This window comes from Acinetobacter sp. CY81, from assembly GCF_059515925.1.
The window spans coordinates 35,714-62,454 of the sequence record NZ_JCAKNC010000003.1; the positions used below are offsets into that span (position 1 = coordinate 35,714).

Below are 26,741 nucleotides of genomic sequence, written 5' to 3' on the forward strand. Positions count from 1 at the left end.
GCGGTTCAGATTAAGAGTTCGGCTTATGCGTTTTTCTAAACTTTGTTTGATCATTAGCATTATTGCTTCTATACCTTTCAGCGTTGCGCAGGCTGAGGATGTAGCGAGTCTTCCTTCTATTCAACTCATGGCAGATGATGACTTGCGTGATGAAGTCGTGACGACGGTGACGCCTTTTCAGGAAGATGAGAAAGTTCGTAAAGCTTTACAGCATCAGATCATTAAGAAAGAGCAAGATATTCAAAATACGACATTTCATGATCAAATGGGCGCTTTGAATGTTCAACCGCAAACGCCATTGCCTGATATGAGTCAGTTGACGCCTTTACAACAAGAGTATGTGTTGAGTGTGGCGGCAGGTTTTAAATCGGCTGATCCAAGTTCTGGAATATTTAAGATACTTGAGCCGTTAGGGATTGATCGTGAAAAGGCATTGAATCATATACAACATGGTGGTGGTGCGATTCAAATTACGTTTGATGAACAACGGTTGAATCAGGTGTTTGGGGATCAATGGCGTGGTGGGGGAAGGGGGAATTAAATATTTTAAAATTTTAATTTTCTTATTGATTTATAATGTGATTATTAAAATAATAGATTAATCAAAGAATTAATCAAATTTATAATGAGTGATCTAGACACAAACGGCTATTTAATTTGTAGTAAATGTAATTCAACAAATAGGGTTAAAGAAATTGACCGTCAAGGTATCTATAAATGTGGAACTTGTAGATATGACTTATTGGTTATTCAAAAAGAAAAAAAAGGTACAAAATTATTACCTTTTTTAGTCATTTCAATCTTTGTAGGGGGCTTAGGTGGATTTGGTATAGATCAAATTAAGGAAAAGCTCAAGCCAATGGAAATTCCTTATTCCGATTTAAATACAAGTTGGGATACATGGCAAATAGAGGTATTTGATCGAAACTGTAAAGCAAATTACGCACAGTATAAACCTAACTGGTCTTCAGAAAAAATTGCTAAAACTTGTACATGTTTTGTGAGTTATATTGTTGAAAGAACTGACTATCCAAAATGGGAGGAGTTGAGAGAATCCCTTGCTTATGAGGGAGAAAAAGAATGTCGGTAAATCATAATAAACATTTAGATAAATTTTTGGAGTTGTTAGAGGTTTGTTATGATGGAAAATTAAAAGCATTCAGTGATGAGTTTTCTAAATATGATGATGTTTTTTACGAAAAGTTAAAAAAAGAAATTCAGCGTGCCAAGCTGGGAAATATATCTTTAAAAAAAGAGGATGTATTAAAAAAATATAATTTCTTTCTGGAGTATAAGCTTTGGGAAAAGAATAATAGCGATATTAAAATGAAAAAATTTGATCTGAAAGTTGATGGATTGATTAAGAGTTTATGTAAATAGGAAAGGGAGTAAAAACTCCCCATTTTTTATTTACAAGCGCCTGGGACTCTACAAGCACAGCTTGTAGGCACATGGCAAGCATGATCAGCACAACGAGCTGAGGTTGTAAAATCAGGATATGCACCAAACCATATTTGATATAGCTCTTTTGTTCGCTTAAAAGTTGTTTCTAAGTTTTCTTGATCAACTTCATCATAAATTCCAAAATATGGATAATGATGAAGGAATGTTCCAAATATTTTCATACAGTCGATTTGATAATTATTCGTGTCTAAAATATGTGCATGCCAAAATTCATCTACTAGTTTATTAGGTACAAGAGTCTCTTTAGGGTAGAAGTATTTTAGAGCTAAAAAGCGTTTGTATTCTTGTTCAGCAAAATCACAAACATCTTTTGACATTTTGAACTCTTTACTTGATGTAAGTTTAAATTTTAATTTTTCAAAATTCAGAGTTGCAATTGAAATAGGCAAAATTGTGCATTTTAAAGCTGAATTTTTTGTTAAGTTAATTGCTAGATTTGTCATGGGTTTTTCCTTCTGCTATTAAAGTGTTTTATGTAGTTGGTGTCTACAAAAGGAATAATGACAGTTTGAGTGTGTCAAAAAAGGGACAAATAAGGGACAAAAAAACCCCGCATTAAGCGGGGTTTCTTTTAGTCACGTATTTAAAACTTAAACACGTTCGATCACTGTTGCAATACCTTGACCAAGACCGATACACATGGTCGCAAGACCGATTTGAGTATCTTGTTGTTCCATTACGTTTAACAACGTCGTGGTAATACGCGCACCAGAACAACCCAATGGGTGACCCAAAGCAATCGCACCACCGTTTAAGTTAATGATGTCTTGCTTGTCATAAATACCCAAACCTTTCATTACAGAAAGACCTTGAGCAGCAAACGCTTCGTTCAATTCAATCGTTTGAATATCACCGATGCTTAAGCCAGCACGTTTAAGTGCTTTCTGAGTTGCAGGAACAGGACCATAACCCATAATCGCAGCATCACAACCTGCAACAGCCATAGAGCGAATCACAGCACGTGGTTTAAGACCTAAAGCTTGAGCACGTTCAGCAGACATCAATAACATCGCAGAAGCACCATCAGACAATGCTGAAGATGTTGCAGCTGTTACCGTACCGCCTTTTGGATCAAACACAGGACGTAGAGCCTTAAATGCTTCAAGGTTCGCATCAGGACGAATCACTTCGTCGATATCACATAACTGAAGTTTACCTTCAGCATCATGACCTTCGACACCCACGATTTCATTGTTGAAACGACCCGCTTGAGTCGCAGCCCAAGCACGGCGATGCGACTCAACACCGAAAGCATCTTGCTCTTCACGGGTAATACCATTCATACGACCTAACATTTCAGCCGTTAAGCCCATCATGTTAGACGCTTTCGCATAATGCTTAGACGCTTGAGGGTTTAAATCAATACCGTGCATCATACCGACGTGACCCATATGCTCCACACCACCGATGATGAAAACATCACCTTGGTTCGTCGCAATTTGAGCAGCAGCAGTATGGATGGCTTGCATAGATGAACCGCATAGACGGTTTACAGTTTGACCTGCAACAGTCTTCGGTAAATCAGCCAATAACACGATGTTACGACCAATGTTCATACCTTGCTCTAGAGTTTGGTTTACACAACCCCAGATCACATCTTCAACTTCGTTTGTATCAAACTGGTTACGAGCAACCAATGCACGAACGAGCTCAGCAGATAAATTGTCGGCACGAACGTTACGGAACATACCATTTTTGGTTTTACCCATTGCTGAACGAACGCCATCAACGATGACAACGTCACGTGGATTTAAATTAGCCATTCACGTTGCTCCTTAACCGTAGAATTTTTTGTTGTTAGCAGCCATGTCACGCAACAATTGTGGCGCTTCATAAGCTTTACCTAAGTGAGCATATTTGTCGCAAAGCGCAACATACTCAGCTACACCTGTTTGATCGATATAACGTGCTGGACCACCACGGAATGGAGGGAAGCCTACACCCATGATCATTGCCATATCTGCTTCGTTTGGTGTTGCAACGATATTGTCTTCTAGGCAACGAACAGTTTCGTTACAGAAAGCAATCATCATACGGTCAATGATCTCTTGAGCATCAAATTCACGTTTTTCACCTGTAACAACAGATGAAATGATGTCGTATGCTGTTGGATCAACAGTTTTCACTTTCTTACCTTTACGGTCTAATTCATATTTGTAGAAACCAACGTCGTTCTTTTGACCCAAACGTTTTGCTTCATACATGGTTTGAATAGAACCTTTGAAACTTGGTTTCATACGGTCAGGGAAGCCTTCGGCCATCACTTCTGCACCATGAACGCCAGTATCAATACCAACAACGTCCATCAAGTAAGCAGGACCCATAGGCCAGCCGAATTTTTCCATGACTTTGTCGACTTGCTGGAAGTCAGCACCGTCTTTCAGTAATAGGTCAAATGCACCGAAGTAAGGGAACAGTACACGGTTCACAAGGAAGCCCGGGCAGTCATTCACAACGATTGGTGTTTTACCCATTTTCTGAGCAAGAACAACAGTTGTAGCGATTGCTTCAGCAGATGTTTTTTCACCACGGATCACTTCAACCAAAGGCATCATGTGAACTGGGTTAAAGAAGTGCATACCCACGAAGTTTTCAGGACGTTGTAAGCTTTCAGCCAAACGCGTGATTGAAATCGTAGACGTATTTGATGCAATGATCGTGTTTTCACGAACATTTTTCTCTGTATCTGCAAGAACAGCTGCTTTGATTTTCGGGTTTTCAGTTACCGCTTCAATCACGATGTCGACTTCTTTGAACTCGTCATAGCTTAAAGTTGGGCGGATACGTGCAAGTGTTTCACCCATTTTCGCAGGGGTTAACTTTTTACGTTCAACTTGTTTAGTGAGTAAGCCATTTGCTTCTTTCATACCCAAAGCAAGTTGCGGATTACCAATATCTTTCATGATGATTGGTGTACCTTTGCTCGCCGCTTGGTAAGCAATACCACCACCCATGATACCTGCACCTAGAACAGCTGCTTGGTTGACTGGATGTGCACCTTTTTCATGTTTCTTCGACGTTTTCTTCACTACTTGGTCATTGATGAATAAACCGATCAATGCACCAGCTTGTGGTGTTACAGCCGCTTTAGCGAAATGTTCAGCTTCTTGGCGAAGTGCACCATCACGATCAAGGCTAGAACCTGCTTGCATAGAATCAAGCAATAATTTTGGAGCAGGGTATTGAGCTGGATTTGCTTTCGCAAGAACCACACCTTTAGATGAGTTAAATGCCATCATCTGTTCAAGTGGGTTTAACTTGATTGGATCAAGTTTTTCTTGGCGTTTCGCTTTCCAGTTTAAACGACCAGAAATCGCTTGTTTAACCAGATCAAGCGCAGCGTCTTGTAGTTTGTCTGCAGCCACGACCGCATCAACAGCACCGTCTTTCAATGCAGCATCAGGACGTTTAGGATTCGCCATTGCCATCCATTCAACTGCATTGTCGATACCAATGACACGGCTTAAACGAACCGTACCACCGAAACCAGGGATGATCCCAAGTTTGATTTCAGGTAAGCCCACTTGAGCTGCTTCTGACATGACACGGTAGTCACATACCAGACACATTTCAAAACCACCGCCCAATGCCATACCATTGATTGCAGCAACTTTAGGAATGTCTAAATCTTCAAAGCTGTTGAAAATGTCATGAACAGGCATTGCCCATTCCACGATTTTTTCAGCACCTAGCGCGAAGTTTTCACCAAATTCTGTAATGTCGGCACCAACGATGAACGTTGATTTACCTGAAGTAACGATAAGACCTTTAATCTCAGCGTTTGATTTAACAGCAGCAATTGCAGCTTTAAGATCTTCAATTGTTGTGCGGTCGAATTTGTTAACCGACTCACCTTGTAAGTCAAAGCGGAATTCTGCAATTCCGTCCGAAAGCATTTGGACGGTAATGGCATTGCCAGCGTGGATCATGCCCTGATCTCCTTTTTTTGGAGGACTTCTTAAGTTGATGTTTTGAAGCGTGTGCGTATGTCCTGCGCACATTTATGCTTCGCTAATCTTACGATAACTATATCCAAAAAGAACATAACAAGTTGTATCAAGCCGTGACGCAAGGGTCATCTATTTTTATCTAGTTTTCCGTTGGTATTGTCATGTCTAGAGCAGCTTTAAAATTTGTCTACGATATGAAGCTTTTGTTTCGATTCAAATTTTTATCATATCCCATGTTTAATATAGGGGGTATAAGCTGAAAATCAAGCTCAATCCAAATAAAATATAATTGTCAAAAAAGTCAATTGGGTTAAATAAAAGTCTAAGTTTGAGTCTCAGTAAATTCAAAATTGTTCTTGATAGGTAATGTGTTGTATTCAATCTTTTATCAATTCATAAGGCGTCAACTGAAGTTTCAGCACTTAAAATCAATCAGATTTCGGACTTTTTAGACTTGATGATTCTTTCTATGGAATGATTTTCTTGATCATTTATACACTTCATTTTTGATGATTCGCATGTGTATTTTTTATCATTTGTCGTTGTGGTTCAGGTATGATTTGTTCAATAACGCTTTTGGGGAAGAGCATTGCAAGTATTTTATTCTAAAAAAGATTGGTGGGTTTTGGCATTTTTAATTTGTATGACAGGTTTGCTATTACAACTGTTAATTACCATGTTTACCAAAGGCACGGCTTATCAATTTCCAGTACATACCGCCGTTTACGTTATCACGATTTTGGTTTTGTGGTGGCCTGTGTTCAATACTAAATATACGATCAAAGCAGGACAACTTACGATTCGTTGTTTATTTCTAAGGTGGAGTATTCCCTTATCTGATATTCAAAAAGTATCGGTGACCAATAACTCGGTGGCGTCACCCGCTTTATCACTTGATCGGCTCAAGATTGATTATCTGAAAGATGGAAAAGCTAAATTTATTTTGGTTGCACCACGCAATAAGGCTAAGTTTTGTGAGGCGATTGAGCAGCAACTTGCTGTTGGATAGATCTATACGTTTTGTTATTAGAAGTATTCATCTTTAAATTTTTTGAGTGATCGCAGTTTAATATATAGCTCATCTCAATATTGAGTAGCTTTAGCGCTTTAAAAGCTAATCTAAGAAATTATAACATTTCAAGTCTGCGTCATGATTTGACCTATATTCAGATGCAGGGCTTGGAAATGTGGTCGACTTGCCCCATCATCTAAATATCTCAAACATTTTAAAAGCCGACTGTGAACGAAAACGCACGAGATAATATTGAAAAGATTTTAGCCAATATGACCACTTTGCCGGGTGTGTACCGCATGCTGGGTAAAGAGGGTGAATTACTTTATGTAGGTAAGGCAAAAAATCTTAAAAATCGTGTGTCGAGTTACTTCGTTAAAAATATCGAGCATCCGAAAACCTTAGCTTTGGTTGCACGTATTTATGACATTGAAACCTTAGTTGTTCGTTCTGAAACAGAAGCCTTATTGCTCGAACAAAACCTGATTAAACTGCATCGTCCACCGTACAACATTATGTTGCGGGATGATAAGTCCTATGTGTATATCTTCGTATCGAGTGATAAGCCTTATCCGCGTATTGCCAGTGGTCGTGGCAAAGGAAAGCATCAAGTTGGTAAATTCTTTGGGCCTTATCCCAGTGCGTATAACGCCAGAGATACCTTAGTTGTCCTGCAAAAACTATTTAATGTACGTCAATGCGAAAATAGTTATTTCTCACAGCGTAAACGTCCATGTCTGCAATACCAAATTAAGCGTTGTTCAGCACCCTGCGTTGGGCTGATTTCTCCAGAAGATTATAAAGAAGATGTGAATAACTCGATTCGGTTTTTACAAGGCGATACCAAAGAGCTAAATCAAGAACTGATTTCAAAGATGGAAGCGGCTGCGGAAGCATTAGAGTTTGAAAAAGCAGTGTTCTATCGTGATCGTATGGCGCTATTACGTGACGTGCAAACCCAGCAAGCCATTTATAAAGTCAAAGGTGAGGCAGATATCCTTGCGATTGCTTATCAGGCAGGAGTGACCTGTGTGCAAATTATGCATGTGCGTAATGGCAAGATGCTGGGCGGTAAAAGCTATTTCCCAGATATGTTAGGCGATGATTTGGGGCAGATGCTTGCCGACTTTATTGCGAACTTTTATTTCCAAGTGGCAGATGAAATTCCAAATGAATTGATTGTGAATGTCGAAGTGCCTGATACCAAAGAGTTGGAACAAGCTTTACAGCAGAATTTTGAAAAAAAAGTCCAAATTAAACATAAGGTCAGAGAAACACGTGCCGAATGGCTTGAACTCGCCAGTATGAATGTTCAGCATTCTATCAAAGGTCAGTTGGCGAATCATTTTGAGCTGAATGAACGTTTTCATCAGCTTGAACAAGTAGTAGGGCGCCCCATTGATCGGATCGAATGTTTTGATATTTCACATACGATGGGTGAGGCTACGATCGCCTCTTGTGTTGTTTTCGACAGTGGTGGCATTCGTAAGCGTGATTATCGTCAATTTTCTATTGAAGATATTACAGGTGGCGATGACTATGCAGCTATGCGCCAAGCCCTCACGCGGCGCTACAAAAAAGCCATGCTTCCCGATTTACTGTTGATTGATGGTGGTAAAGGTCAATTACATATGGCCATGGATGTCATGAAAGATCTGGGACTGGATGCATTCATGATTGGGGTGTCTAAAGGCGAAGGGCGTAAACCCGGCTTAGAAACACTCCATTTTAACGATGGTACTAAGATTCAACTGCCTGAGGATCATAAAGCTTTGCATTTGATTCAGCAGGTACGAGATGAAGCCCATCGTTTTGCAATCACTAAACACCGTGCCAAACGCGATAAGCGCCGTGGGCAATCCGTACTTGAGGCGATTCCGGGACTTGGCGCTAAACGTCGTCGTGATTTGTTAACTCATTTTGGTGGGATACAAGGGGTGCTTAAAGCATCGGAGAATGATCTGAAACTCGTACCAGGTTTTGGTGATATGTTGGCAAGAACGGTTTATAAAATATTGCATGAGTAAGTCAGCATAGTTTGGATGGTTTGTAACATCATTAGACACTTATTTTGAATGCTTTGAGATCCTAGAAATTTATGAAATACCATGCGCATGTCTATTTTGATTTAAATCAAATTCAGATCATCGAATTATTATATGCACAGCTACAGCAAGAGTTTGGCGAAACAGTTAGTTATGGTCGAATTCATCAGAAATTAGTTGGTCCTCATACGAAACCGATGTTTCAGCTTGAGTTTGATCAATCAATTTTACCGCAGATCAAAAACGCATTGAGTTCTAATGGTTTGAATTTATCCGTGTTGATTCATCCTTTAGATGACAATGCATATTTGGCACATACTCAAGATGCTAAATGGCTAGAAAAGCCTTTAGCATTAAACTTGGCTATTTTTTCATAATTTTTAAGTTTTATATGAATGTTTAGAGTTGGCTAAACATGTTGAGATTTGCATAAATGATCATTGACGCTTGAGTCATTGATCATTTAGCTCGTACTGAATTTCAACCATGCTCGAAAAATGAATTCGATTGAGCAGATGTGATGCCTTTAAGTCAATTATTCAAAGATTTAGAAGAAAAAGAATGGGTTGATATTCCGCAAGGTTGGTTGCAGGGTAGAACTATTTTTGGTGGTTTAGCCACTGCAATGATGCTACACAAATCTATATTTGTGGTGGACGATCAGCTCAAACGCTTATTGACGGTCAGTGTCACCTTTGTCGCACCTATCCAAGAAAAACCCGTAAAGGTCAGTGTTGAAATTCTACGTCAAGGCAAGTCTGTGACATCGCTTGAAGCACGCATCTGGCAAGACGATCAGGTGATGAGCATCATGTTGGCAAGTTTTGGGTCTGAGCGTGAGTCTAATCTCAAGGTGAATCAACATCGTCTCGCTCCGCAATATCCGAATCCAGAACAATTAAAAATATTGGCTTATCATTCACTGATGCCGCAGTGTTATCAAAATTTCGATTTGGCATGGGCAGAGGGAGGGTATCCTTGTACTGCAAGTCCAGATGCTGATTTTGGTGGATGGTTTAGATTTACTGAAAAGTTCTTCAAGCAAGGTAAAATGAGTACAGCTGAGTTTTTAGCACTTTTAGATATTTGGCCCGCAGGAGCGTTCACGGTTTTAAAGACACCTGCACCTGGGAGTTCTTTGTCATGGTATGTGACTTTACTTGATGAAATTGATTTCCAGCGTTTAGATTGGTTTAAATATAAAGTATTTACAGACTATGCTGAAAATGGCTACGCGACTGAATATGCACATATTTGGGATGCAAATGACCGTTTAATCGCGATTTCAAGACAGACTGTGACCATATTTGCCTAGTCGACAGCGGATAATGAATCGTTTAAAGTAGGCGAATTAAATATCTAAGCTCAAGTATATTGCTGAATTTAAAGCAGTAGGGGACAAACTGGCGGTGTCTATGTCTACAGGTCGTATCCTGAATATTCCAAATATCTTGACGCTAGCTCGTATTGCGTTGATTCCTGTATTTTTAATTATTGCGTATTGGCCGCCTGCGATTGGTGCTGATCAGGAAGGCAGTATGACGCGTCATATTGTTTTGACTGCGATTTTTGTGATTGCGGCAGTGACTGATTGGTTCGATGGTTACTTGGCTCGTACCTTAAATCAAACCTCTGCTTTTGGTCGTTTCCTTGATCCTGTTGCTGACAAGTTGATGGTAGCTGCAGCTTTAATTGTCTTGGTGCAATGGGTTCCAACCATTTCGATGGCATTTGCTGCAATTGTGATTATTTCACGTGAAATCACGGTATCTGCTTTGCGTGAGTGGATGGCTGAGTTGGGCGCGCGTACCAATGTGGCGGTTTCAACTGTCGGAAAGTACAAAACGGCATTTCAAATGATTGCGATTTCAGTATTCTTATTGAATTGGCCACCGCTAGAAATGGTAGCGTATGGCCTGCTTTATACCGCTGTGATCTTAACGCTTTGGTCAATGTTTATTTACCTGAAAGCGGCATGGCCTTACTTGAAACAGCCTTAAGTTTGAAAGCTCCTTGAATAGGAGCTTTTTTATGATCAAAAGAAAAAGACGAAATGATAAAAATGAAAAGTATCACCTTTGTTGGGTTGCTGATTTTAAGTGGTGGCTTAGCACAAGCCGATGAGAATGATAGAACAGCTGAATATTTGCATAACGCAGGCATTGCTTACTGTTTGTCCAAGTCAAAAAACTATGAATATGAAGCGAATATTGCGCAAGGTGGCTATTTCCAAATTGGCAATCATAGTATCGAGGCAGCAAAGTTACTTGAGCGTTATGTTGATCAGCAATTGGAAAATGAGTTGAATGGATACAAAGGAGCAACGATCAGCGCGTATCTAATGCGTTGCTTGGAAATTTCTTATTCAGCGGAGTATCAAGATCAAGTCAAGCAAGTGCTTGAATTCGATTTAAGAAATGAGTTGTGAAAAAATAGTGCTGAATTAGCTATGCGTTTCTTCATCGCCATCGTCCTCAAAGGTTTTGGCAATTTTATCAATATTTAGACTCTTCGCCATAGCATCGAAAATCTCCTTATATACGCCATCTTGATGATAAAGCGCATTATGCTCACCATGCTCCGCAATCTCTCCCTCTTTCATCACATAGGTGTAATCAGCATCAATAATTTGCGATAAGCTATGTGAAATAATAATCACAGTACGTCCTTGTTTGATTTGATCTAGGCTAATTTTAATCTGTTCAGAGGCGATCGCATCAAGGCTCGCCGTAGGTTCATCCAAAAAAATAATCGGTGGATCTTTCAAGAACATTCGTGCAATGGCGATCCGCTGTTGTTGACCACCTGAAAGTTGTAATGCATCAGAGTCATAACCGTCAGGTAGTTGTAGAATTTGTTCGTGAATCGAGGCTTTCTCTGCTGCTTGAATGACTTGTTCTTTGGTTGCATCCATTTTTCCATAACGGATATTGTCTAAAATAGTGCCTTGAAAAATGTGATTTTTTTGTAAGACCAAACCAATATGATCACGTAGATACTGAGTGTCAATCTTATTGAGATCCACTCCATCTAATTCGATACAACCTTGTTTCGGTTCGTAAAATTTATCAAGTAAACTAATCAGTGTTGATTTACCCGCACCTGATAATCCAACCAGTGCCGTGATTTTATTGGGACGGATTTCCATATTGATTTCTTTCAATGCATGGTGACCATTTGGATAAAAGAATTCGACATTTTTCAAGGTGAATTTGCCTTGAATCTCGGGCTTAAGTGAACCACTTGGTTCAATCTGATCGTCTGCTTCTAAAATTTTAAAGAAACTTTCTGAGTAAATCATGGCATCGTTTACTTCGTCATAAATTCGATGCAAAGAACGGATAGGTGCTGAGACATTGTTAAACAGCAACACATGAAACATGATCATCCCGATACTCATTTGTCCATCTAAAACAAAATAAGCGGTCAAAATGATAATTAAGACAATTCCGATTTGTTCAATAAATGTTTTTACCCCATCAAATAAAAAACTAATTTGACGTGTCTGCATTTGGTTGTCGGTCAGTTCTTTTTGTAGTTTAAGTTGCTTGGTTGATTCAATCGTTTCGCGGTTAAAGGACTTAATCACGGTAATGGAGTTGATAATACCTAAAATTCCTTGGCTTTTTTTCTCACGACCATCGCGGAGATTCCGTCGCCACCCACCGAGTTTTTGTGCTTGTTTGTAGGTCAGCCAAAAGTAAATCGGCACAATCGTGGTTGCCACCAAACCAACGTAGACATTGGCATAGTACATCAAGCCAAGCGCAACGAATGCACTGGTAAATAGCGGTAAAATATCGATAAAAAAGATTTGAACTAAACGTGTGAGCGAGCCGATGCCTCGATCAATACGGGTTTGTAATTTTCCGGCTTGGTTGTTGTCTTCATTAAAAAAAGCCAAACGATAGGTGAGGAATTTTTCAATAATGCCTTGAGCTAAATCTTGAGAAACCAAGATTCGGAGTTTTTCGCCGTAAAATTTTTGACCAAATTGAACAAAAGCATTGAGGATTTCTTTACCCAGTAAAATAGCAGAAATGGTGATCAGAATATTCCAGCCTTCAGCCAGTCCAAAACCATTTTCAACCAATTCGTTGATGCTATCGACCGCATATTGAAGCGTGAGCGCATTCACCTGAGCGGTAAAAGAGCCGATTAAGGTCAAAATGAGAGTAGCGATAACCAATAGTCGATAAGGACGAACAAAAGGTCGGAGTTTCTGAAAGAGTTGCCAAAGATTCATAAGCGATTGTTTTTATTGTCTCAATAATCTAAGTCTAAGCCTGAAATCTTCATGTCACAAGCACATACAATGTTTAAATTTGTCAGCTTCAAAATTGAATTAAAATCATGTGATGCCGATGAGAGTGAAGCTATGAATTTTGAATTATTTGCACCCGAGACTTCAGATAATCTTTTACCTCAAGATGGGATTGTTCAAGACTTTGGATTGATCTTAAATGCAGATGAAGCTCAGCAATATTTTGATTATTTTTATCAATATTTGGCTTGGCAAAATGATGAAGTCATTCTACATGGACAGTATTATCAAACTGCTCGTAAGGTAGTTTGGTATGGCGATGAGAATTACCAATATCATTACTCAGGTATGGCAAAGCAGGCGCATCAATGGAATCCGTTACTGCTGAATTTAAAACAGCATATTGAAGAATTAACGGGTCATTCATTTAATTCATGCTTGGCTAACCTTTATGAAAATGGCTCACAAGGTATGGGCTGGCATAGTGATGATGAGCCATCCTTATTGTCCGAGGTGGGAGGAGAAACAGTTATTGCTTCGCTGAGTTTGGGTGCGACTCGAAAGTTTCGCTTTAAACATAAATTTCAAGATGAAATTGTCGATGTGATGCTGGTCAGTGGACAATTAATTGTGATGAAAGGGCTGACTCAAAAATATTGGAAACATATGATTGCCAAGTCGACAAAAATCATCGAACCACGTATTAATCTGACATTTCGATATTTTTATCCGCGTTAAAATGGCTGATATAAAAAAAGCATTCTAATGAATGCTTTGATCATTCTAAATCACTCAGAATGTGTTTTAAAAAGTACATTTTTATAGGATTAGACTTCTTGAAGATAAAACCTTTTAAGGTTGAATGCCTTCTGGACTGCGATACCAACTTTCAATAAATAAAGTGGCTGCAATACTATCGGCAGAGATATTTTTGCCACGACCTTGCGCTTGATAATGATCAAGTTCATCGCGTGCTTCACGTGTGGTTAAGCGTTCATCGACCATGTGAGTCGTGATGTTGGTTTGGTGACGTAAACGACGTGCAAATTTGCGGGCACGTGCTGAAAGCTCAGATTCGGAATCATCCATATTTAAGGGTAATCCGACCAAAAATAAATTGGGTTGATGCTGTTTTACGATTTTTAAAAGAGTATCCCAGTTTGGAATACCATCTTTCATTGGAAATAGCGCCAGTGGAGTCGCACTTTCGATGAGTGATGAACCCACCGCCATTCCCATTTTTTGTGTACCAAAATCAAAAGCCATAATTAACTGTGGCTGTGACATATCAGGCATGTCCAATCTCTGAAGATAACCAAGTCCGATCTATACCAATTTTCTTAAAGGCAGCATCCCAGCGATCGTCATAAGGTAAGTTAAAAATTAAATCCATGTCAGAGTCGCAAATGAGCCAGTCACCACGAGACATCTCTTCTTCCAATTGGTTTTTCTCCCAACTCGCATAGCCTAAAGCAATTTGATAGCGACCAACACCTTCATTGTGCGCAATTGCATCTAAAATATCTTTTGAAGTGGTAATACAGATGTTTTCACCCACGGCAATGGATGAATGCCACGTGGGTTGCCCTGTGTGGAGTACAAAGCCCGCTTCTGGACGTAACGGACCACCTTGCAGAACTTCATGAGGACGAACGTGGTCTGCTTCAATGTCTAGGTCGTTTAACAACTCTTTGACTTGAATACCTGAAGGGCGGTTCACAATAATACCTTGTGCGCCATCTTCGTCATGGCGTGCAATATAGACGACGGTATTGGCAAAAAAGTCATCGGCCAAATCGGGTGGGGCAATAAGACAACGGTGGGTCAGAAACTGTTTACTCACCTAAAGGCTGCTCCAAATTATTTGTTTCCAAGAACAATACCTTAATTTGTATGGATTTGAAAAAAATATGATCAATAATTACATCTTTTCAAAAAAAAAAAATTAAAAAAAATTACAGCTTAGATTTAGTAATAGTAAGTAATAGGAGTTTTTTTTACTATTTAAATAGAATATTTAAAACTTTAATTTTCCATTATTAAGTCAAATTAAAACTAAATAAGTGTAACAATATTTATCAGAATGTTTGTTTATTGAAACATAGTGTTAATGTTTGTATCCTTTTGTGAATATTGAGAAATTTATTTAAATTCATGAACTATTTAAAAAAAAATACGCTTATTTTTTCATTTGTTTTACTAGGATTGGTCAATACAACAAATGGTGCTGTTTTTAGTACTTATGCTGAAGAAGGGGGGATGTTTCGAAATCACTTAAACTCCGAACTTGCACCAAATATCATTGAGAACTTTGATAAAAAAATAAAATCTAAGGATGCGGGGCTTTATTTGTTAGAAAAAGCTCGTCTTTTGCAGGTCAATCACCAGTATGAAGAAAGTTGTGGTGTTTATAAACAAGCCTTTGATGTAATCGATAAGCAAAATAATAGAGCTAAGGTAAGTGTGAGCCGTCTTGGGTTTAAAGCTTTATCATTAGTTAGTAATGATTCAATTGTCCCTTATGACGTACCGCACTATGAGCAAGTGTTGGCTCATATTGCTCAGGCGAAAAATTATATTTATTTAAATAACCTAGAAGCCGCTGGTATTGAAATGCGTATCGCTCAACGGATACAGCGTGAGATCGAAGTAGATCATCAGAAGGAGTTAGAAAAGAAAACTGCAAAGCTAAATAATAAAGAAGTCAACACAAATAATGAATCAGCTTTCAGCTTACTTGATGAAGCATTTCATGGTTTGGATCCTATTGCAGGTAAAATTAAAAACTCATATCAGAATGCTTATGCTTTTTATATGGCAGCCAACTTATGGGAAGCAACAGGGGATTTGAATGATGCATTGGTTGATTATAAAAAATCTTATGAATTACAGCCTGACCAATACATTGCTAAAGATGTCAAACGTCTAGATCAAAACCAACTCAAAAAAGGAAATACAGTACCTGTTATTGTTTTTATTGAGCAAGGCACAGTTCCCGAAAAAATTGAAAATAAATTAGCATTACCTTTGCCAAATGGCATTGTGAATATTGCCTTTGCAACTTATGAGCCTAGCACTTATCAAACACCTCAGACACTTCGAGTGAAGGTGGGGAGTAATACAATGCATCAAAGCTTTGTATTAAATGATATTGGAGCCTTAGCAGTAAAAGAATTAAAAGATAAAACACTGAGCACTGTTACTACCCAAATTCTAAGAGCAACAACTAAGTATGCAGTTCAGCAAGAGCTTGGTAATCAATTTGGTGCCATTGGTCAATTGGCAGGCACAATGATGAATATAGCTACTGAGCGGGCAGATTTGAGGGCTTGGTCTACACTTCCAAGCAATACGCAAATATCCCGATTTGAATTAAATCCAGGGGATCATTCTATACAAGTCTTGGGTCACAATTCGAAAAGTGATGTGCTTAAGCTTGAGATTGTTCCAAATCAAACTGTTTTTGTTTATGTAAACGATGTAAATGACAAAATCACTACGAGTGTAAGTACGCTCGCTTATTAATTTTAAAGAGTCAATTATGGTTTCAATTTTTAAACTTTCTTTAGCTGTTGTTATTACAACAACTTTGTTTGGATGTACGGTTTCAAATTCACTTTCGACTCAAACCTCTACTGATGGAAGTTACACGGTAAAAACGATTGGTAATAATCCAAAACTTACGACAGAGGTAATGATTGAACGCATCAGCATGGCAACCGTAGGTGATTTAAAGAAAGTATCTCTATCGATAAAAGACCGCTGGTTTATGAGTAAAAATTTCGAATATAAAATTGTCTGGGTAGATGCTCAAGGCATGGAAGTCAACCCTGAGGGATCACGTTGGAAACCAATTCAACTGACTGGGCGTGAAGTGAAAACTGTCCAATCAGTCGCACCAAATCCATCAGCTGTAGATGTTGTTGTTTATTTAAAGAAAGATTAAGGATTTTACAATGAATATTAAAGTTTTATTTGCTTCTGTTTTAACTGCAGTAGCGTTCACTGGGTGTGCATCTACAAGTGCTGTTCGTTATGGTGATGCTCAATCAGTTGAAACTTTAACAACCGATTTTGGTTCAACAGATTTGCAAATGATTGCAGACAAAATGGTTGATGATATGTTGACATTCCCAGTGATCGTTCAGCTTACTCAAACACGTCGTCCTGTTATGTTTGTAGACCGTATCCGTAATAAAACTCAAGAGCATATTGATACAGAATCGATTACTGACACAATTCAGAACAAATTGATTAATTCTGGTAAGTTTCGCTTTGTAGATATGACTGCAGTGAATGCTATGGCTAACCAGTTGAATTATCAAAAAAACAGTGGATTAGTAAACCAAGCGACTTCAGTAAAAGCGGGAGGTCATATCGGTGCTGAATATATGCTGAATGGAAATCTTTCTAGTATTGTTAAAAATGCTGGTGGTCGTAGTGACGTATATTACAAATTTACTTTGAAGTTGCAAAACGTTCAGACGGGTATTGTTGAATGGACGAGCGAGAAAGAAATTCGTAAATCAGGTAAGCGTTCAGCTTTTGGTATGTAACAAAAATAGCATAGTGATTACGTCTAAAGCGTAATCACTCTAGAAGAAAATTATGAAAAAAATACTCATATCTGCTTTAACAATCTTAGGAGTTTGCAGTAGTACTGCATTTGCACAGCTGAAAGAGGTTGTAAAAGAAGCTTCAGGAAGCGGGCCTACTCAACATCAGGCAATATCGGAAGCTTTACTTATTGCAGTTCAATCAGTTAATGGAACAACGGTTTCCCAACGTGTTGATATGGAGTATACAGTCAACATGTCTTTGTCTAATCGTCAATGGTCATATTCTGGGAAGTCCTCTCCAATTTTTAGCGTGGATAGTTCCGGTTCTGGATCTGTTTCAAAATTTCAAGTTTTGAATGTTACAGGATCAAAGAATAATTACCGAGCAAAAGTTCGTGCCCATGTTATTCAATATCAATCTTCAGTGCAGGATCAAGGACAACGCCGGATTGCTGTATTACCATTTCAATTTTCTGAAAAAAACAATCGAGGATTGGGTGATCAGTCAGCGAGAGAATTTAGTTCAGAGCTTGCTGATAATTTAGGAAATTATTTATCGCAAACTGGCCAATTAAGTTTGGTGGATCGTCATTATTTAGAGGAAATGCAATCCGAAAGTGAGTTTATTTTATGGGATGGTGCACCACAAGAAATGGCTAGACTGCAACAAAAAGTCGGGGCAGATTATTTATTGGTTGGTCGTATTAATAATTTAGCCCAAGATAATGGTCAGACTATGTATGGGTTAAACTATGGTGCTGAACAAGTGAATATTTCTTGGAGAGTGATTGAGGCCAATACTAGTAAAGTAGTTGCTGCGGGTAACTTTAATCGTAATTTGAGTCAAAATCAGGTCCAGAATTTATTAGATAATTCAGTGCAATCTAGCGGTGCAGAGCAATTTGCGGAATCACTGGCTGATGATGTACTCGTTGCACTTAAACTTAAGGCTAAATCAGCAAGTGAAGGATCAAACTTTGTACCTACCTACGAAATGACACCTGGTTCCAGTGAACAACCAATTAAATGGTAAAAAAATCCCAGTTAAAACTGGGATTCTATATTAATTTTGGAACTTGAGCTGTCTAAGCTGTTTCGCGTGTTGTAATGTTGTTTCACTAATTTCAACACCACCCGTCATACGTGCAAGTTCTTGAATTCGATCTTCTTCTTCAAGGGTTAAAATGGTGCTACTTGCAGGATCTGTCTGGAGTTTTTTCACTAGAAGGTGCTGATCAGATTGCGCTGCAACTTGTGCTTGATGGGTAATACATAAAATTTGAACGTGTTCACCTAAGCCGCCGAGTAAACGCCCAACAATTTCAGCAGTACCACCACTGATGCCGACGTCAATTTCATCAAATACCAAAACTTCAGCTTCTGTCTTTTCAGCATTCATAACTTGCATGACCAAGGCAATACGAGACAATTCACCACCCGAAGCCACGCGACCCAGTGGTTGAGCTGGAATGCCTTTATTTGCAGTAAATAAAAGCTGAATAAAACTAAAGCCTTCAGCAGAAGGTTGTTCTAAAGGTTCAAATTTGAACTCGAAAAAGGCTTCAGGAAGTGCGAGTTGTTTAACTTGTTCAGTTAATTGTTTTGCTAAGGGTTCAGCTGCCTCGCGACGAATATCATCTAAATATTGTGCTTTTTCCAAGAAGACTTGATGTGATAACTCAACTTGCTCAGCTAAGGTTTCAGGGTCTTCGAGTTGATTGAGCTGTTCCAGTTCAGCTTGCCATGTCTCATATTCTTGTTTGAGTGATTCTGGCTGGGTGCGGTATTTACGTGCTAAACGGTGAAAAACCTCTAACTGTGTATTCAGTTCTTCCATACGTTCAGGGTCAAAACTTTGGCGATCAATAAATTGCTTGAGATTGGCACTGGCATCGTCCAATTCACTTTGTGCATTGACCAAAGAGGTATAAATTTCAGAGAGTTGTTCACTACGACCTGCATGGGTTTCCAAGCGACGTATAACAGAGGAGAGCTCTTGAGTTAGATTTTGCTCAGCTTCATCTAAAGAATTGATGGCGTAGCTACAATCTAGCATGATGTGTTCATGATGACTTAAACGATCAAACTCTTGCTCGGTCTCTTTATAATCAATTCGAATGACATCTTCAAGTTCTTCAATTTGAAGATTTAAACTCTCAATACGCTGTAAACGTGTGGTTTGGGCATCAATCGCAGCTTGATGTTGGCGAATATTTTTTTGCCATGTGTTATAGCTGTCTTTTACAGCTTGAGTATGTGAAGCAAAGTTACTATAACGATCTAACCAATGTTTTGGATAAGGAGGCTCTAAGAGTTGTTGTTGACTATGCTGACTATACAGTTGTACCAATAAGCGTCCAATTTCTTTGAGTTCAGACAAACTACTTGGGCGACCATTGATCCATGCTTTACTACGTCCTGTAGCAAAAATCACGCGACGTAAGTGAATTTCACCTGATTCATCATCAAGCTCATGGGTTTTCAGCCATTCAGCTTCAGGGCTGAGGTCTTGATAACTGAAAACAGCGGTGACATCAGCTTTGTCAGACCCATAACGTACATAATTGGTATCGGTGCGTTCACCTAAACACGCTGATAATGCATCCAAGAGTAACGACTTTCCTGCACCAGTTTCACCAGTTAGAACGTTGAAACCTTGCTCTATATCGATTGCAAGATTGTCAGCTAGAGCAAAATTGATCAGGTTTAGGTGTGTCAGCATAAACGCATCCAAAGTGCGAAAGTGTTATTCCAAAGATAGTGAACTTTTGTTTTTGTAACAAGTCACTAAATATTCTAATATTAAATTAACTGGATAATTCTAACTTAAAATCAGGATGAAAATGAAACTACCTTTGCCGATTGCACCGGTAAAAAAGCAAAATAAGCCACAAGGAAGCATTGGGCTGAATAAAAAACTGGATGTCGCTTCGAAAGCATTTCGAGCATCATTGGCGAAAAATGATTTTCAAGAAGCTTACAAACACATCTTGTCTGCTTACAAGTTAGTGCCTCAGCACCCTTCAATTTTAATGGATATGGCTTATACCGAATTGCGTTTGGGTCAATACGATAAAGCTTTTAAGCGCTATCAAAGCGCGATAGAACATAGTCCAAATACTGTAGATACCAATATTTATGACGGTTTGGCTGAGGTTTGTCATTTTTTAAAAAACTCAGAAGCATTGAAAAAATATGGTGCACTAGCGATTGAATCCAAAAAGAAACAAGTGGCTCATCAGACTAGAATTCTTGAAATAAAAGAAAACCCGCCTGCTTTCAATCCGCATCGCCCACAAGAAAATATCATTGCGTATTCATTGTTTGGTGGGTTGCCTCGTTATTGTGAAACTTCGATTATCAACGTGGATTTAGCCAAAGAAATTTATCCTGAATGGATATGTCGTTTTTATGTAGATGAATCTGTACCTGAACATATTGTGCAGCGTTTAAAAGCCAAAGGTGCTCAAGTTATTATGGTGAATGAACAACAAAAACAATTGTCAGGGCTATTTTGGCGTTTTTTTGTGATGGATGATCCGACTGTAAACTGTTTCTTGGTTCGTGATGCTGATTCTTTGGTGTCATATCGAGAGCGTGTGGCAGTAGATGAATGGCTACACAGTAAAAAATGGTTCCATACCATGCACGACTATTATTCACATACTGAATTAATTTTGGCAGGAATGTGGGGTGGTTTTAACGGTGTATTCAGCAATATTGAACAACATATTCGTGATTATATTGCGACAGGTAATTTCCTTGCTCAGCGGGTCATGGATCAACATTATTTACGTCATTGTATTTGGCCAACCCTTCAGCAAAGTGTCTTGAATCATGATAGTCAAGGCTTTGATGTGAATGCTGCTCCATTTCCAAGCTATAGCAAACAAACTGATTTTGAAGATTTAAGTCAGTTTCATGTCGGAATGAATGAGGGCTCTTCACAAGTTTATGCAGAAGTGACTGTGCCTGATGCATCTTATGTAGATTGGGTGCTTAAAGATGAACAACGTAATGAAGTTTGTCGTTATGGTGCAGAGGTATTGAGTACGCAACAAATATTGGTGGAATTGCCGAGAAGCTATGCACGTAAGTTGAGTGCTAAGCAATGGAGTTTGCACACGTATTTAGCTGAAAAGGGTGATTGATTAGTTGTGAACTCACATTTAAACTAGCTCAATTAAAATTCATACAATGCGCATTATTTGGAGAATACGCATGTCTACACAGTTTGATCATGTTTCTGTCTTAAAAAAATCTAATGTATATTTCGGTGGAACATGTATTAGTCATACTGTTCAGTTTGAAGATGGTACAAAGAAGACACTAGGTGTACTTCTTCCAACTGAAAAACCTCTTACATTTGAAACACATGTACCTGAGCGTATGGAAATCATTTCTGGCGAATGTCGTGTGACGATTGCTGATAACGAAGAACATGAATTGTTCCGTGCTGGTCAGTCTTTCTATGTACCAGGTGGTAGCCGTTTTAAAATCGAAACAGATGATGTTTTAGATTACGTTTGCCATTTTGAAGGTTAATACCTTTAAAGACATTCTTGTGAGCGTTGTTTATCTCAATTAGGCAAAGAAATTTTGACCTAAATCAGGTAAACTAGAATCTATATAAAATCCTGTAAAGTCGGCTTTGCGGGATTTTTCTTTTTGTCGCTTTTCTCCTTTTTTAAATTGAGTAATTTGAGGTCGTTCATGGCTAAGCCCGAATATTTTTATGGCGTGCATTCAGTTGAGTCATTATTGGAGTTAGAACCTGAACGTGTTTTAACTTTATTTGCTTTGAAAGGACGTGATGATCAGCGTCTAAAACGTATTTTTGAATTGGCTGAGCCGTTTGGTGTCAGTATTCAAAAAGCCAGTCGCGATAGCTTGGAAAAATTGGCAGGTCAACCTTTCCATCAGGGTGTTGTTGCTGCAGTTCGTCCACATCCGACGTTGAATGAAGCAGATTTGGAAAAACTGATTCAAGACAATAGCAATGCATTTTTATTGGCTTTAGATCAAGTAACAGATCCACATAATTTAGGTGCATGTATTCGTACAGCTGCGGCTATGGGTGTTCACGCTGTGGTTGTACCACGTGATCGCTCAGCAAGTTTGACACCAACAGCACGTAAAGTTGCTGCAGGTGGTGCTGAAAAAGTTAAATTTATTCAAGTCACCAATTTGGCACGTACTTTGGATAAGATTAAGAATGAGTTTAATGTACGTGTTGTAGGTACGATGTTGGATGAAGAAGCATTACCGATTCATGAGTGTGATTTGACAGGTCCTATCGCGATTATTATGGGTGCAGAAGACACAGGCTTACGCCCAATTACCCAAGCGCAGTGTGATTATAAAGTTTATATTCCAATGCAAGGCAACTTACAGAGTTTGAATGTGAGTGTTGCAACAGGTATGGCACTTTATGAAGCATGCCGTCAGCGTCAAGGTTAATCATTTATTCAAGGTTCAATGAAAATTTGAATCAAGTTGCCCAATAAAAGCGATTGATAGAGTTATTTTCGACTCATTGAGGTTTTGAGGTGAAATCCGTTTTACCTCAAAATAAATTAAATTTGGCATATCCATTCAGAGCATGATTTAAACTTGATTTCATTCGAAGATGCTATTTTCAAATGAGCTGTTGGATGAATTGTTTTTGAATGAGTGATTGTCGAATCAGTTGTTTGCGAATGAGTATATTTCGATAGAAGCATTTTCATATTTTAAATCTATTTTAAGAGAACAGAATGATGATCCCGACGCGTTACCAAGGTTATGCATTTGTAGCGATTACAATGTGTATTTGGGGGGGATTTACCATCAGTTCTCGCTTAAGCGCGCTTTGGCATATTAGCCCTTGGGATATCACTGCATTACGATTTATTTTGGCATTCTGTATTTTAATGCCGATTCTCATCTATAAAAAAGACGTTGCATTCTTATTCAAAAAAGAGCCTTTTATTTTGGCAATGCTTGGCGGTGTCGCATATTGCATCACTTGTTATAGCGCTTTTCACTATGTTCCCGCGGCACATGCTGCCATTTTTCTGAATGGTTTTATTCCACTGTGTACCGCCGTAGCAGGTTTACTTTTATTTAAACAACCCTTTGATAAGCATATTTGGTTGAGCTTAAGCATTATGCTCTGTTCCATTGTCGTGATGAGCTTTTTGATGTATCGCGCGACGGGCGTTGCTTTTAGTTTTGGCGATATGCTGTTTATTATAAGTGCGATTTGGTGGGGTGCTTTCACGGTTTTGTTGAGGCAATGGAAATTGTCTGCATGGCATGCAATGTCAGGAGTTGCGATTTGGTCTGCCGTTGTGTATGTGCCCATTTATTTGTTGTTTATACCGAAACATTTAACTGAAGTTGAACCTTTACATTTGATCGGTCAAACTATTTTTCATGGTATTTTTGTGGTGATTGTAGCAACACTGACTTATGTGGAAGCGATTAAACGTTTGGGTGCATTTAAGACCGGAAGTATCGTGACTCTGGCACCGTTTATTGCTGCAATTATTGCAGTGCCTTTACTGGGTGAGCCTTTAAGCATAGCCATGATTTGTGGCTTAATTGGTATGGGAATTGGTGCTTTGCAGCCTTGGCGCTGGTTTCGTAAGGACAGTTTGGCACAACAAATTAGTCAACAAAAGAAGCAGTCTGAATAGACTGCTTTTTCATTAGGTTTATTATTTTATATTCATTCAACGCTTAAACTTAGTTCTAAATAATGAAGATGTAGTTTTTGCAGTTGAGTATAAAGATGTTCAAGATGTCCGTCATTTATAGCAATATCATCAGCTAAATCAAGTTTTCGATCTCTCGGCATTTGTGCTTGAATAATGTTCTCAATTTGCTCAACGCTTTGTCCATCACGCTGACTTGCTCTCTGGATTTGTAGTTCAATTGAGGCATCAATTAAAAGTGTTCGTTGAGTCAGTAGATGTTGATTGGTTTCAAATAATAGTGGTGAAACTAGAATCACATATGGGCTGCTTGCTTGCGCTAATTGCGCAATAATGGATTGTCGAATTGCAGGATGGGTAATGTCTTCGAGTTGTTGGCGTGCAGCAGGGTGTTGAAAAATATGCTCTCTTAATGCTTTACGATTGAGCTCACCACTTTCAAGAAGCACCCAATCACCAAATGCTGATTGAATTTGAGCAAGTACAGGTTGACCTTTCTCAACGATTTTACGTGCAACAATATCGGCATCAACGACATTGATTCCTTGAGTTTCAAACCATTGGCTGGCAGCTGATTTTCCACTACCAATACCACCTGTTAATCCTACAATCAATGTCATCGTATTACCTATTGTTTTATTAAGCTGTTAGTTAACCACCCAAATAGACTTTCATAATTTGCTCTCCCCAAAGGAACGCGATCCAGCCTGCAATTGCAATATAAGGACCGAAAGCAAAGGGTTGATTTTCTTTATTAATTTTTAACAAGATGATCCCAATAATTGCACCCACTAATGAGGATAATAGAACAATCAGTGGAAGCAGTAATGGTCCCATCCATGCACCTAAGGCTGCAAGGAGTTTAAAGTCTCCATAGCCCATACCTTCTTTGCCTGTGATGATTTTGAATGCGTAATACACAATCCATAGGCATAAGAAACCAATCACATAGCCCCAAATCGCAGAGGTAGGTGAGGTATAAATCGCATAGCTATTCAGGGCTAAACCTAAGGCTGCTAAGGGAAGGGTATAGCGATCTGGTAAAAGTTGTGTATCAAAATCGATAAAAGTGAGTGCGATTAACACCCACGTAAGAATCAAACCAAACAGCATTTGGATGGTCGGACCTAATACTGCAACGACCACCATTGAACAGGCTGCGGTGAGTAATTCGATTAGCGGGTAACGACTGCTAATCGGGTTTTGACATGCGCCACATTGACCACGCAACAATAACCAACTGATCACCGGAATATTCTGAAACCAGCGGATTTCGGTTTTACATTTGGGGCAAGTTGATGCAGGTTGACTTAGAGTGAGTTTGGATTGATCGATAATGGCTTGTTCAGGATGAAGTAGCATTTGACATTCTTGATGCCACTCCTGTTCCATCATCTTTGGTGTACGGTAAATGACAACATTTAAAAAACTACCGATACACAGGCTAAGCAGACCAATTGCAATATAGAGTGCAATTGGGTTTTGTATAAAATACTCGATTAATTCGTACATTAAACCACAGAACCCATTTGGAAAATTGGAAGATACATTGCGATAACTAAGCCACCGACGAGTACGCCAAGAACCGCCATAATCAAGGGTTCCATCATCGAGGTAAGACCATCAACAGCGTTATCTACTTCATTTTCAAAGTGAGTGGCTACTTTATCGAGCATCGCATCGAGTGCACCAGACTCTTCACCAATCGCAACCATTTGGATCGCCATAGAGGGAAATAGATTGGTTGCACGCATAGCAAATTGAAGTTGTTGACCTGTCGAAACATCATCTCGAATACGCATCACTGCTTCTTCATAAACAACATTATTGGTTGCACCAGCTGTAGATTGAAGTGCATCAATTAAAGGTACACCCGCAGCAAAAGTGGTTGATAATGTGCGACTGTAACGTGCAATAATGGCTTTATAAACCAGATCACCAAAGATTGGCGCTTTAAGTGCCATCTTATCCAAAGTATCACGAAATTTTTTACTGCGCTTTTTTGTTTCCATAAAGGCGGTAATGGTAATGGCAATGGCAATGAGTAATACAAACCAGTACTTTTGGGTCCAATTAGACATTCCAACAACCATCTGAGTGAACGCAGGTAGATCAGCACCAAATGAAGCAAACATTTCTGAGAATACAGGAACCACTTTAACCATTAGAATAACGGTTACGATTAAAGCAACCACAATCACGGCAATTGGGTATTTCATTGCTTTTTTGATTTTCTGCTTTAATAATTCACTTTTTTCTTTATAGATCGCAACACGATCCAACATGGTTTCAAGCGCACCAGATTGTTCACCAGATTCAACCAGTGAACAAAATAATTGATCGAAATATTGAGGGTATTTTTTAAGTGCTCCAGCAAAGGTATTACCGCCTTCGACTTCACCTTTAATACCTAATACAACTTCACGCATTGTAGGGTTGTCTAAGCCTTCAGCCACGATTTCAAAGCTTTGCACTAAAGGTACACCTGCTTTCATCATGGTTGCTAACTGACGAGTGAAAATGGTGATATCTAAAGTAGATACTTTCTTTTTCATTAAGCCTTCGAGAAGATTTTTACGTTTTTCTCGAATATTTTTGATCGTGATTCCTTGCTTACGTAACGTTACTTTTGCAAGTTGCATATTACGGGCAGGCAATTCCCCTTTAACTTTTGCGCCCTTACGATCAACCCCATCATAAGAAAAAGTTGGCATCATTTGCGCTTTCTTGACCGCCATAATATTGTCCT

Annotated in this window: 28 protein-coding genes; 18 read left to right on the forward strand and 10 right to left on the reverse strand. The window is 38.9% G+C overall.

The genetic code is table 11. The annotated features are described in order from the left end of the window. Positions 1 to 25: 25 nt before the first annotated feature. The 3 genes from AC5YDM_RS04600 (at position 26) to AC5YDM_RS04610 (ending at position 1,380) form a co-directional block, all read left to right on the forward strand. Positions 26 to 541, forward strand: a complete 516-nt coding sequence (locus AC5YDM_RS04600; protein ID WP_496150948.1) for a hypothetical protein — start codon at positions 26 to 28, stop codon at positions 539 to 541. 84 nt (positions 542 to 625) lie between these two features. After that, positions 626 to 1,090 (forward strand): hypothetical protein, encoded by a 465-nt coding sequence (locus AC5YDM_RS04605; RefSeq protein ID WP_496150949.1) that lies wholly within the window; start codon positions 626 to 628, stop codon positions 1,088 to 1,090. Continuing rightward, positions 1,081 to 1,380: a hypothetical protein gene (locus tag AC5YDM_RS04610; RefSeq protein WP_496150950.1), complete on the forward strand. Its 300-nt coding sequence runs from the start codon at positions 1,081 to 1,083 to the stop codon at positions 1,378 to 1,380. Before AC5YDM_RS04605 ends, AC5YDM_RS04610 begins: the two co-directional genes overlap by 10 nt. A 26-nt stretch (positions 1,381 to 1,406) precedes the next feature. On the opposite strand, the gene AC5YDM_RS04615 is transcribed toward AC5YDM_RS04610, so the two are convergent. The 3 genes from AC5YDM_RS04615 to fadB form a co-directional block, all read right to left on the reverse strand. Further along, positions 1,407 to 1,907 (reverse strand): glycine-rich domain-containing protein, encoded by a 501-nt coding sequence (locus AC5YDM_RS04615; RefSeq protein ID WP_496150951.1) that lies wholly within the window; start codon positions 1,905 to 1,907, stop codon positions 1,407 to 1,409. Between the two features lie 147 nt (positions 1,908 to 2,054). Beyond that, the gene (gene fadA, locus AC5YDM_RS04620) at positions 2,055 to 3,227 is read right to left on the reverse strand and encodes an acetyl-CoA C-acyltransferase FadA (protein ID WP_496150952.1); all 1,173 of its coding nucleotides are present in this window, start codon (positions 3,225 to 3,227) and stop codon (positions 2,055 to 2,057) included. A 12-nt stretch (positions 3,228 to 3,239) separates the two neighbouring features. Then, a complete protein-coding gene (gene fadB / locus AC5YDM_RS04625; RefSeq protein ID WP_496150953.1) occupies positions 3,240 to 5,393 on the reverse strand; it encodes a fatty acid oxidation complex subunit alpha FadB in 2,154 nt (717 codons plus the stop codon). Positions 5,394 to 6,003: 610 nt separating this feature from the next. Between fadB and AC5YDM_RS04630 the strand changes: the two genes are divergently transcribed. The 6 genes from AC5YDM_RS04630 (at position 6,004) to AC5YDM_RS04655 (ending at position 10,899) form a co-directional block, all read left to right on the forward strand. Then, the gene (locus AC5YDM_RS04630) at positions 6,004 to 6,423 is read left to right on the forward strand and encodes a PH domain-containing protein (protein WP_496150954.1); all 420 of its coding nucleotides are present in this window, start codon (positions 6,004 to 6,006) and stop codon (positions 6,421 to 6,423) included. 230 nt (positions 6,424 to 6,653) lie between these two features. Next, entirely contained in the window at positions 6,654 to 8,453 is a 1,800-nt protein-coding gene (uvrC, locus tag AC5YDM_RS04635) for an excinuclease ABC subunit UvrC (RefSeq protein WP_496150955.1), read from the forward strand. A 71-nt stretch (positions 8,454 to 8,524) separates the two neighbouring features. Further along, positions 8,525 to 8,848, forward strand: a complete 324-nt coding sequence (locus AC5YDM_RS04640; protein ID WP_496150956.1) for a DOPA 4,5-dioxygenase family protein — start codon at positions 8,525 to 8,527, stop codon at positions 8,846 to 8,848. Positions 8,849 to 8,991: 143 nt separating this feature from the next. Then, the gene (locus AC5YDM_RS04645) at positions 8,992 to 9,786 is read left to right on the forward strand and encodes a thioesterase family protein (RefSeq protein ID WP_496150957.1); all 795 of its coding nucleotides are present in this window, start codon (positions 8,992 to 8,994) and stop codon (positions 9,784 to 9,786) included. A gap of 100 nt (positions 9,787 to 9,886) precedes the next feature. Then, the gene (gene pgsA, locus AC5YDM_RS04650; RefSeq protein WP_496150958.1) at positions 9,887 to 10,471 is read left to right on the forward strand and encodes a CDP-diacylglycerol--glycerol-3-phosphate 3-phosphatidyltransferase; all 585 of its coding nucleotides are present in this window, start codon (positions 9,887 to 9,889) and stop codon (positions 10,469 to 10,471) included. A 62-nt stretch (positions 10,472 to 10,533) separates the two neighbouring features. Further along, positions 10,534 to 10,899 (forward strand): T6SS amidase immunity protein Tai4 family protein, encoded by a 366-nt coding sequence (locus AC5YDM_RS04655; RefSeq protein ID WP_496150959.1) that lies wholly within the window; start codon positions 10,534 to 10,536, stop codon positions 10,897 to 10,899. Positions 10,900 to 10,914: 15 nt separating this feature from the next. On the opposite strand, the gene AC5YDM_RS04660 is transcribed toward AC5YDM_RS04655, so the two are convergent. Then, entirely contained in the window at positions 10,915 to 12,717 is a 1,803-nt protein-coding gene (locus AC5YDM_RS04660) for an ABC transporter ATP-binding protein (protein WP_496150960.1), read from the reverse strand. A 132-nt stretch (positions 12,718 to 12,849) separates the two neighbouring features. On the opposite strand from AC5YDM_RS04660, the gene AC5YDM_RS04665 reads away from it, so the two are divergent. Continuing rightward, positions 12,850 to 13,473: an alpha-ketoglutarate-dependent dioxygenase AlkB family protein gene (locus tag AC5YDM_RS04665; protein WP_496150961.1), complete on the forward strand. Its 624-nt coding sequence runs from the start codon at positions 12,850 to 12,852 to the stop codon at positions 13,471 to 13,473. Between the two features lie 114 nt (positions 13,474 to 13,587). On the opposite strand, the gene ruvX is transcribed toward AC5YDM_RS04665, so the two are convergent. Then, positions 13,588 to 14,031, reverse strand: coding sequence for a Holliday junction resolvase RuvX (gene ruvX / locus AC5YDM_RS04670; protein WP_496150962.1), 444 nt, complete (start codon positions 14,029 to 14,031; stop codon positions 13,588 to 13,590). Further along, positions 14,024 to 14,578 (reverse strand): YqgE/AlgH family protein, encoded by a 555-nt coding sequence (locus AC5YDM_RS04675; RefSeq protein ID WP_496150963.1) that lies wholly within the window; start codon positions 14,576 to 14,578, stop codon positions 14,024 to 14,026. Before AC5YDM_RS04675 ends, ruvX begins: the two co-directional genes overlap by 8 nt. A gap of 311 nt (positions 14,579 to 14,889) precedes the next feature. Here AC5YDM_RS04675 and AC5YDM_RS04680 point away from each other — a divergent pair, with 311 nt between their 5' ends. Genes AC5YDM_RS04680 through AC5YDM_RS04695 form a run of 4 tightly spaced genes read left to right on the forward strand, consistent with a single transcriptional unit; the run spans position 14,890 to position 18,327 of the window. Beyond that, complete coding sequence (locus tag AC5YDM_RS04680) at positions 14,890 to 16,260, forward strand: COG3014 family protein (protein WP_496150964.1); 1,371 nt, start codon at positions 14,890 to 14,892, stop codon at positions 16,258 to 16,260. Positions 16,261 to 16,276: 16 nt separating this feature from the next. Beyond that, positions 16,277 to 16,681, forward strand: coding sequence for a DUF1425 domain-containing protein (locus AC5YDM_RS04685; RefSeq protein ID WP_496150965.1), 405 nt, complete (start codon positions 16,277 to 16,279; stop codon positions 16,679 to 16,681). Between the two features lie 10 nt (positions 16,682 to 16,691). Next, positions 16,692 to 17,291, forward strand: coding sequence for a penicillin-binding protein activator LpoB (gene lpoB, locus AC5YDM_RS04690; protein WP_496150966.1), 600 nt, complete (start codon positions 16,692 to 16,694; stop codon positions 17,289 to 17,291). 52 nt (positions 17,292 to 17,343) lie between these two features. Then, a complete protein-coding gene (locus tag AC5YDM_RS04695) occupies positions 17,344 to 18,327 on the forward strand; it encodes a CsgG/HfaB family protein (protein WP_496150967.1) in 984 nt (327 codons plus the stop codon). Positions 18,328 to 18,357: 30 nt separating this feature from the next. Here AC5YDM_RS04695 and recN read toward each other — a convergent pair whose 3' ends face one another. Then, a complete protein-coding gene (gene recN / locus AC5YDM_RS04700; RefSeq protein WP_496150968.1) occupies positions 18,358 to 20,016 on the reverse strand; it encodes a DNA repair protein RecN in 1,659 nt (552 codons plus the stop codon). Between the two features lie 115 nt (positions 20,017 to 20,131). On the opposite strand from recN, the gene AC5YDM_RS04705 reads away from it, so the two are divergent. The 4 genes from AC5YDM_RS04705 to AC5YDM_RS04720 all read left to right on the forward strand — a co-directional run bounded on the left by AC5YDM_RS04705 (position 20,132) and on the right by AC5YDM_RS04720 (position 23,974). Further along, positions 20,132 to 21,445 (forward strand): tetratricopeptide repeat protein, encoded by a 1,314-nt coding sequence (locus AC5YDM_RS04705; protein WP_496150969.1) that lies wholly within the window; start codon positions 20,132 to 20,134, stop codon positions 21,443 to 21,445. A gap of 70 nt (positions 21,446 to 21,515) precedes the next feature. Continuing rightward, positions 21,516 to 21,839 (forward strand): pyrimidine/purine nucleoside phosphorylase, encoded by a 324-nt coding sequence (ppnP, locus tag AC5YDM_RS04710; RefSeq protein WP_496150970.1) that lies wholly within the window; start codon positions 21,516 to 21,518, stop codon positions 21,837 to 21,839. 168 nt (positions 21,840 to 22,007) lie between these two features. Continuing rightward, the gene (gene rlmB / locus AC5YDM_RS04715) at positions 22,008 to 22,754 is read left to right on the forward strand and encodes a 23S rRNA (guanosine(2251)-2'-O)-methyltransferase RlmB (protein ID WP_496150971.1); all 747 of its coding nucleotides are present in this window, start codon (positions 22,008 to 22,010) and stop codon (positions 22,752 to 22,754) included. Between the two features lie 299 nt (positions 22,755 to 23,053). Continuing rightward, positions 23,054 to 23,974 (forward strand): DMT family transporter, encoded by a 921-nt coding sequence (locus AC5YDM_RS04720; RefSeq protein ID WP_496151241.1) that lies wholly within the window; start codon positions 23,054 to 23,056, stop codon positions 23,972 to 23,974. A gap of 32 nt (positions 23,975 to 24,006) precedes the next feature. On the opposite strand, the gene coaE is transcribed toward AC5YDM_RS04720, so the two are convergent. The 3 genes from coaE to AC5YDM_RS04735 are packed head-to-tail and all read right to left on the reverse strand — an operon-like array spanning position 24,007 to position 26,730. Next, positions 24,007 to 24,612: a dephospho-CoA kinase gene (gene coaE / locus AC5YDM_RS04725; protein WP_496150972.1), complete on the reverse strand. Its 606-nt coding sequence runs from the start codon at positions 24,610 to 24,612 to the stop codon at positions 24,007 to 24,009. Between the two features lie 31 nt (positions 24,613 to 24,643). Next, complete coding sequence (locus tag AC5YDM_RS04730; RefSeq protein WP_496150973.1) at positions 24,644 to 25,504, reverse strand: prepilin peptidase; 861 nt, start codon at positions 25,502 to 25,504, stop codon at positions 24,644 to 24,646. Then, on the reverse strand, positions 25,504 to 26,730 hold the full coding sequence (locus AC5YDM_RS04735) for a type II secretion system F family protein (RefSeq protein WP_496150974.1): 1,227 nt from the start codon (positions 26,728 to 26,730) through the stop codon (positions 25,504 to 25,506). The genes AC5YDM_RS04730 and AC5YDM_RS04735 overlap by 1 nt, the downstream gene beginning before the upstream one ends. Between the last annotated feature and the right edge of the window lie 11 nt (positions 26,731 to 26,741).

Coding starts and splice junctions, on each gene's coding strand:
- AC5YDM_RS04665 (WP_496150961.1), top strand. CDS start 12,850: ATGAATTTTGAATTATTTGCACCCGAGACTTCAGATAATCTTTTACCT.
- recN (WP_496150968.1), bottom strand. CDS start 20,016: ATGCTGACACACCTAAACCTGATCAATTTTGCTCTAGCTGACAATCTT.
- fadA (WP_496150952.1), bottom strand. CDS start 3,227: ATGGCTAATTTAAATCCACGTGACGTTGTCATCGTTGATGGCGTTCGT.
- AC5YDM_RS04735 (WP_496150974.1), bottom strand. CDS start 26,730: ATGGCGGTCAAGAAAGCGCAAATGATGCCAACTTTTTCTTATGATGGG.
- AC5YDM_RS04685 (WP_496150965.1), top strand. CDS start 16,277: ATGGTTTCAATTTTTAAACTTTCTTTAGCTGTTGTTATTACAACAACT.
- AC5YDM_RS04615 (WP_496150951.1), bottom strand. CDS start 1,907: ATGACAAATCTAGCAATTAACTTAACAAAAAATTCAGCTTTAAAATGC.
- coaE (WP_496150972.1), bottom strand. CDS start 24,612: ATGACATTGATTGTAGGATTAACAGGTGGTATTGGTAGTGGAAAATCA.
- pgsA (WP_496150958.1), top strand. CDS start 9,887: ATGTCTACAGGTCGTATCCTGAATATTCCAAATATCTTGACGCTAGCT.
- AC5YDM_RS04705 (WP_496150969.1), top strand. CDS start 20,132: ATGAAAATGAAACTACCTTTGCCGATTGCACCGGTAAAAAAGCAAAAT.
- AC5YDM_RS04660 (WP_496150960.1), bottom strand. CDS start 12,717: ATGAATCTTTGGCAACTCTTTCAGAAACTCCGACCTTTTGTTCGTCCT.
- lpoB (WP_496150966.1), top strand. CDS start 16,692: ATGAATATTAAAGTTTTATTTGCTTCTGTTTTAACTGCAGTAGCGTTC.
- ppnP (WP_496150970.1), top strand. CDS start 21,516: ATGTCTACACAGTTTGATCATGTTTCTGTCTTAAAAAAATCTAATGTA.
- ruvX (WP_496150962.1), bottom strand. CDS start 14,031: ATGCCTGATATGTCACAGCCACAGTTAATTATGGCTTTTGATTTTGGT.
- AC5YDM_RS04695 (WP_496150967.1), top strand. CDS start 17,344: ATGAAAAAAATACTCATATCTGCTTTAACAATCTTAGGAGTTTGCAGT.
- AC5YDM_RS04655 (WP_496150959.1), top strand. CDS start 10,534: ATGAAAAGTATCACCTTTGTTGGGTTGCTGATTTTAAGTGGTGGCTTA.
- AC5YDM_RS04730 (WP_496150973.1), bottom strand. CDS start 25,504: ATGTACGAATTAATCGAGTATTTTATACAAAACCCAATTGCACTCTAT.
- AC5YDM_RS04680 (WP_496150964.1), top strand. CDS start 14,890: ATGAACTATTTAAAAAAAAATACGCTTATTTTTTCATTTGTTTTACTA.
- AC5YDM_RS04610 (WP_496150950.1), top strand. CDS start 1,081: ATGTCGGTAAATCATAATAAACATTTAGATAAATTTTTGGAGTTGTTA.
- AC5YDM_RS04600 (WP_496150948.1), top strand. CDS start 26: ATGCGTTTTTCTAAACTTTGTTTGATCATTAGCATTATTGCTTCTATA.
- rlmB (WP_496150971.1), top strand. CDS start 22,008: ATGGCTAAGCCCGAATATTTTTATGGCGTGCATTCAGTTGAGTCATTA.
- AC5YDM_RS04640 (WP_496150956.1), top strand. CDS start 8,525: ATGAAATACCATGCGCATGTCTATTTTGATTTAAATCAAATTCAGATC.
- fadB (WP_496150953.1), bottom strand. CDS start 5,393: ATGATCCACGCTGGCAATGCCATTACCGTCCAAATGCTTTCGGACGGA.
- AC5YDM_RS04645 (WP_496150957.1), top strand. CDS start 8,992: ATGCCTTTAAGTCAATTATTCAAAGATTTAGAAGAAAAAGAATGGGTT.
- AC5YDM_RS04605 (WP_496150949.1), top strand. CDS start 626: ATGAGTGATCTAGACACAAACGGCTATTTAATTTGTAGTAAATGTAAT.
- AC5YDM_RS04720 (WP_496151241.1), top strand. CDS start 23,054: ATGATCCCGACGCGTTACCAAGGTTATGCATTTGTAGCGATTACAATG.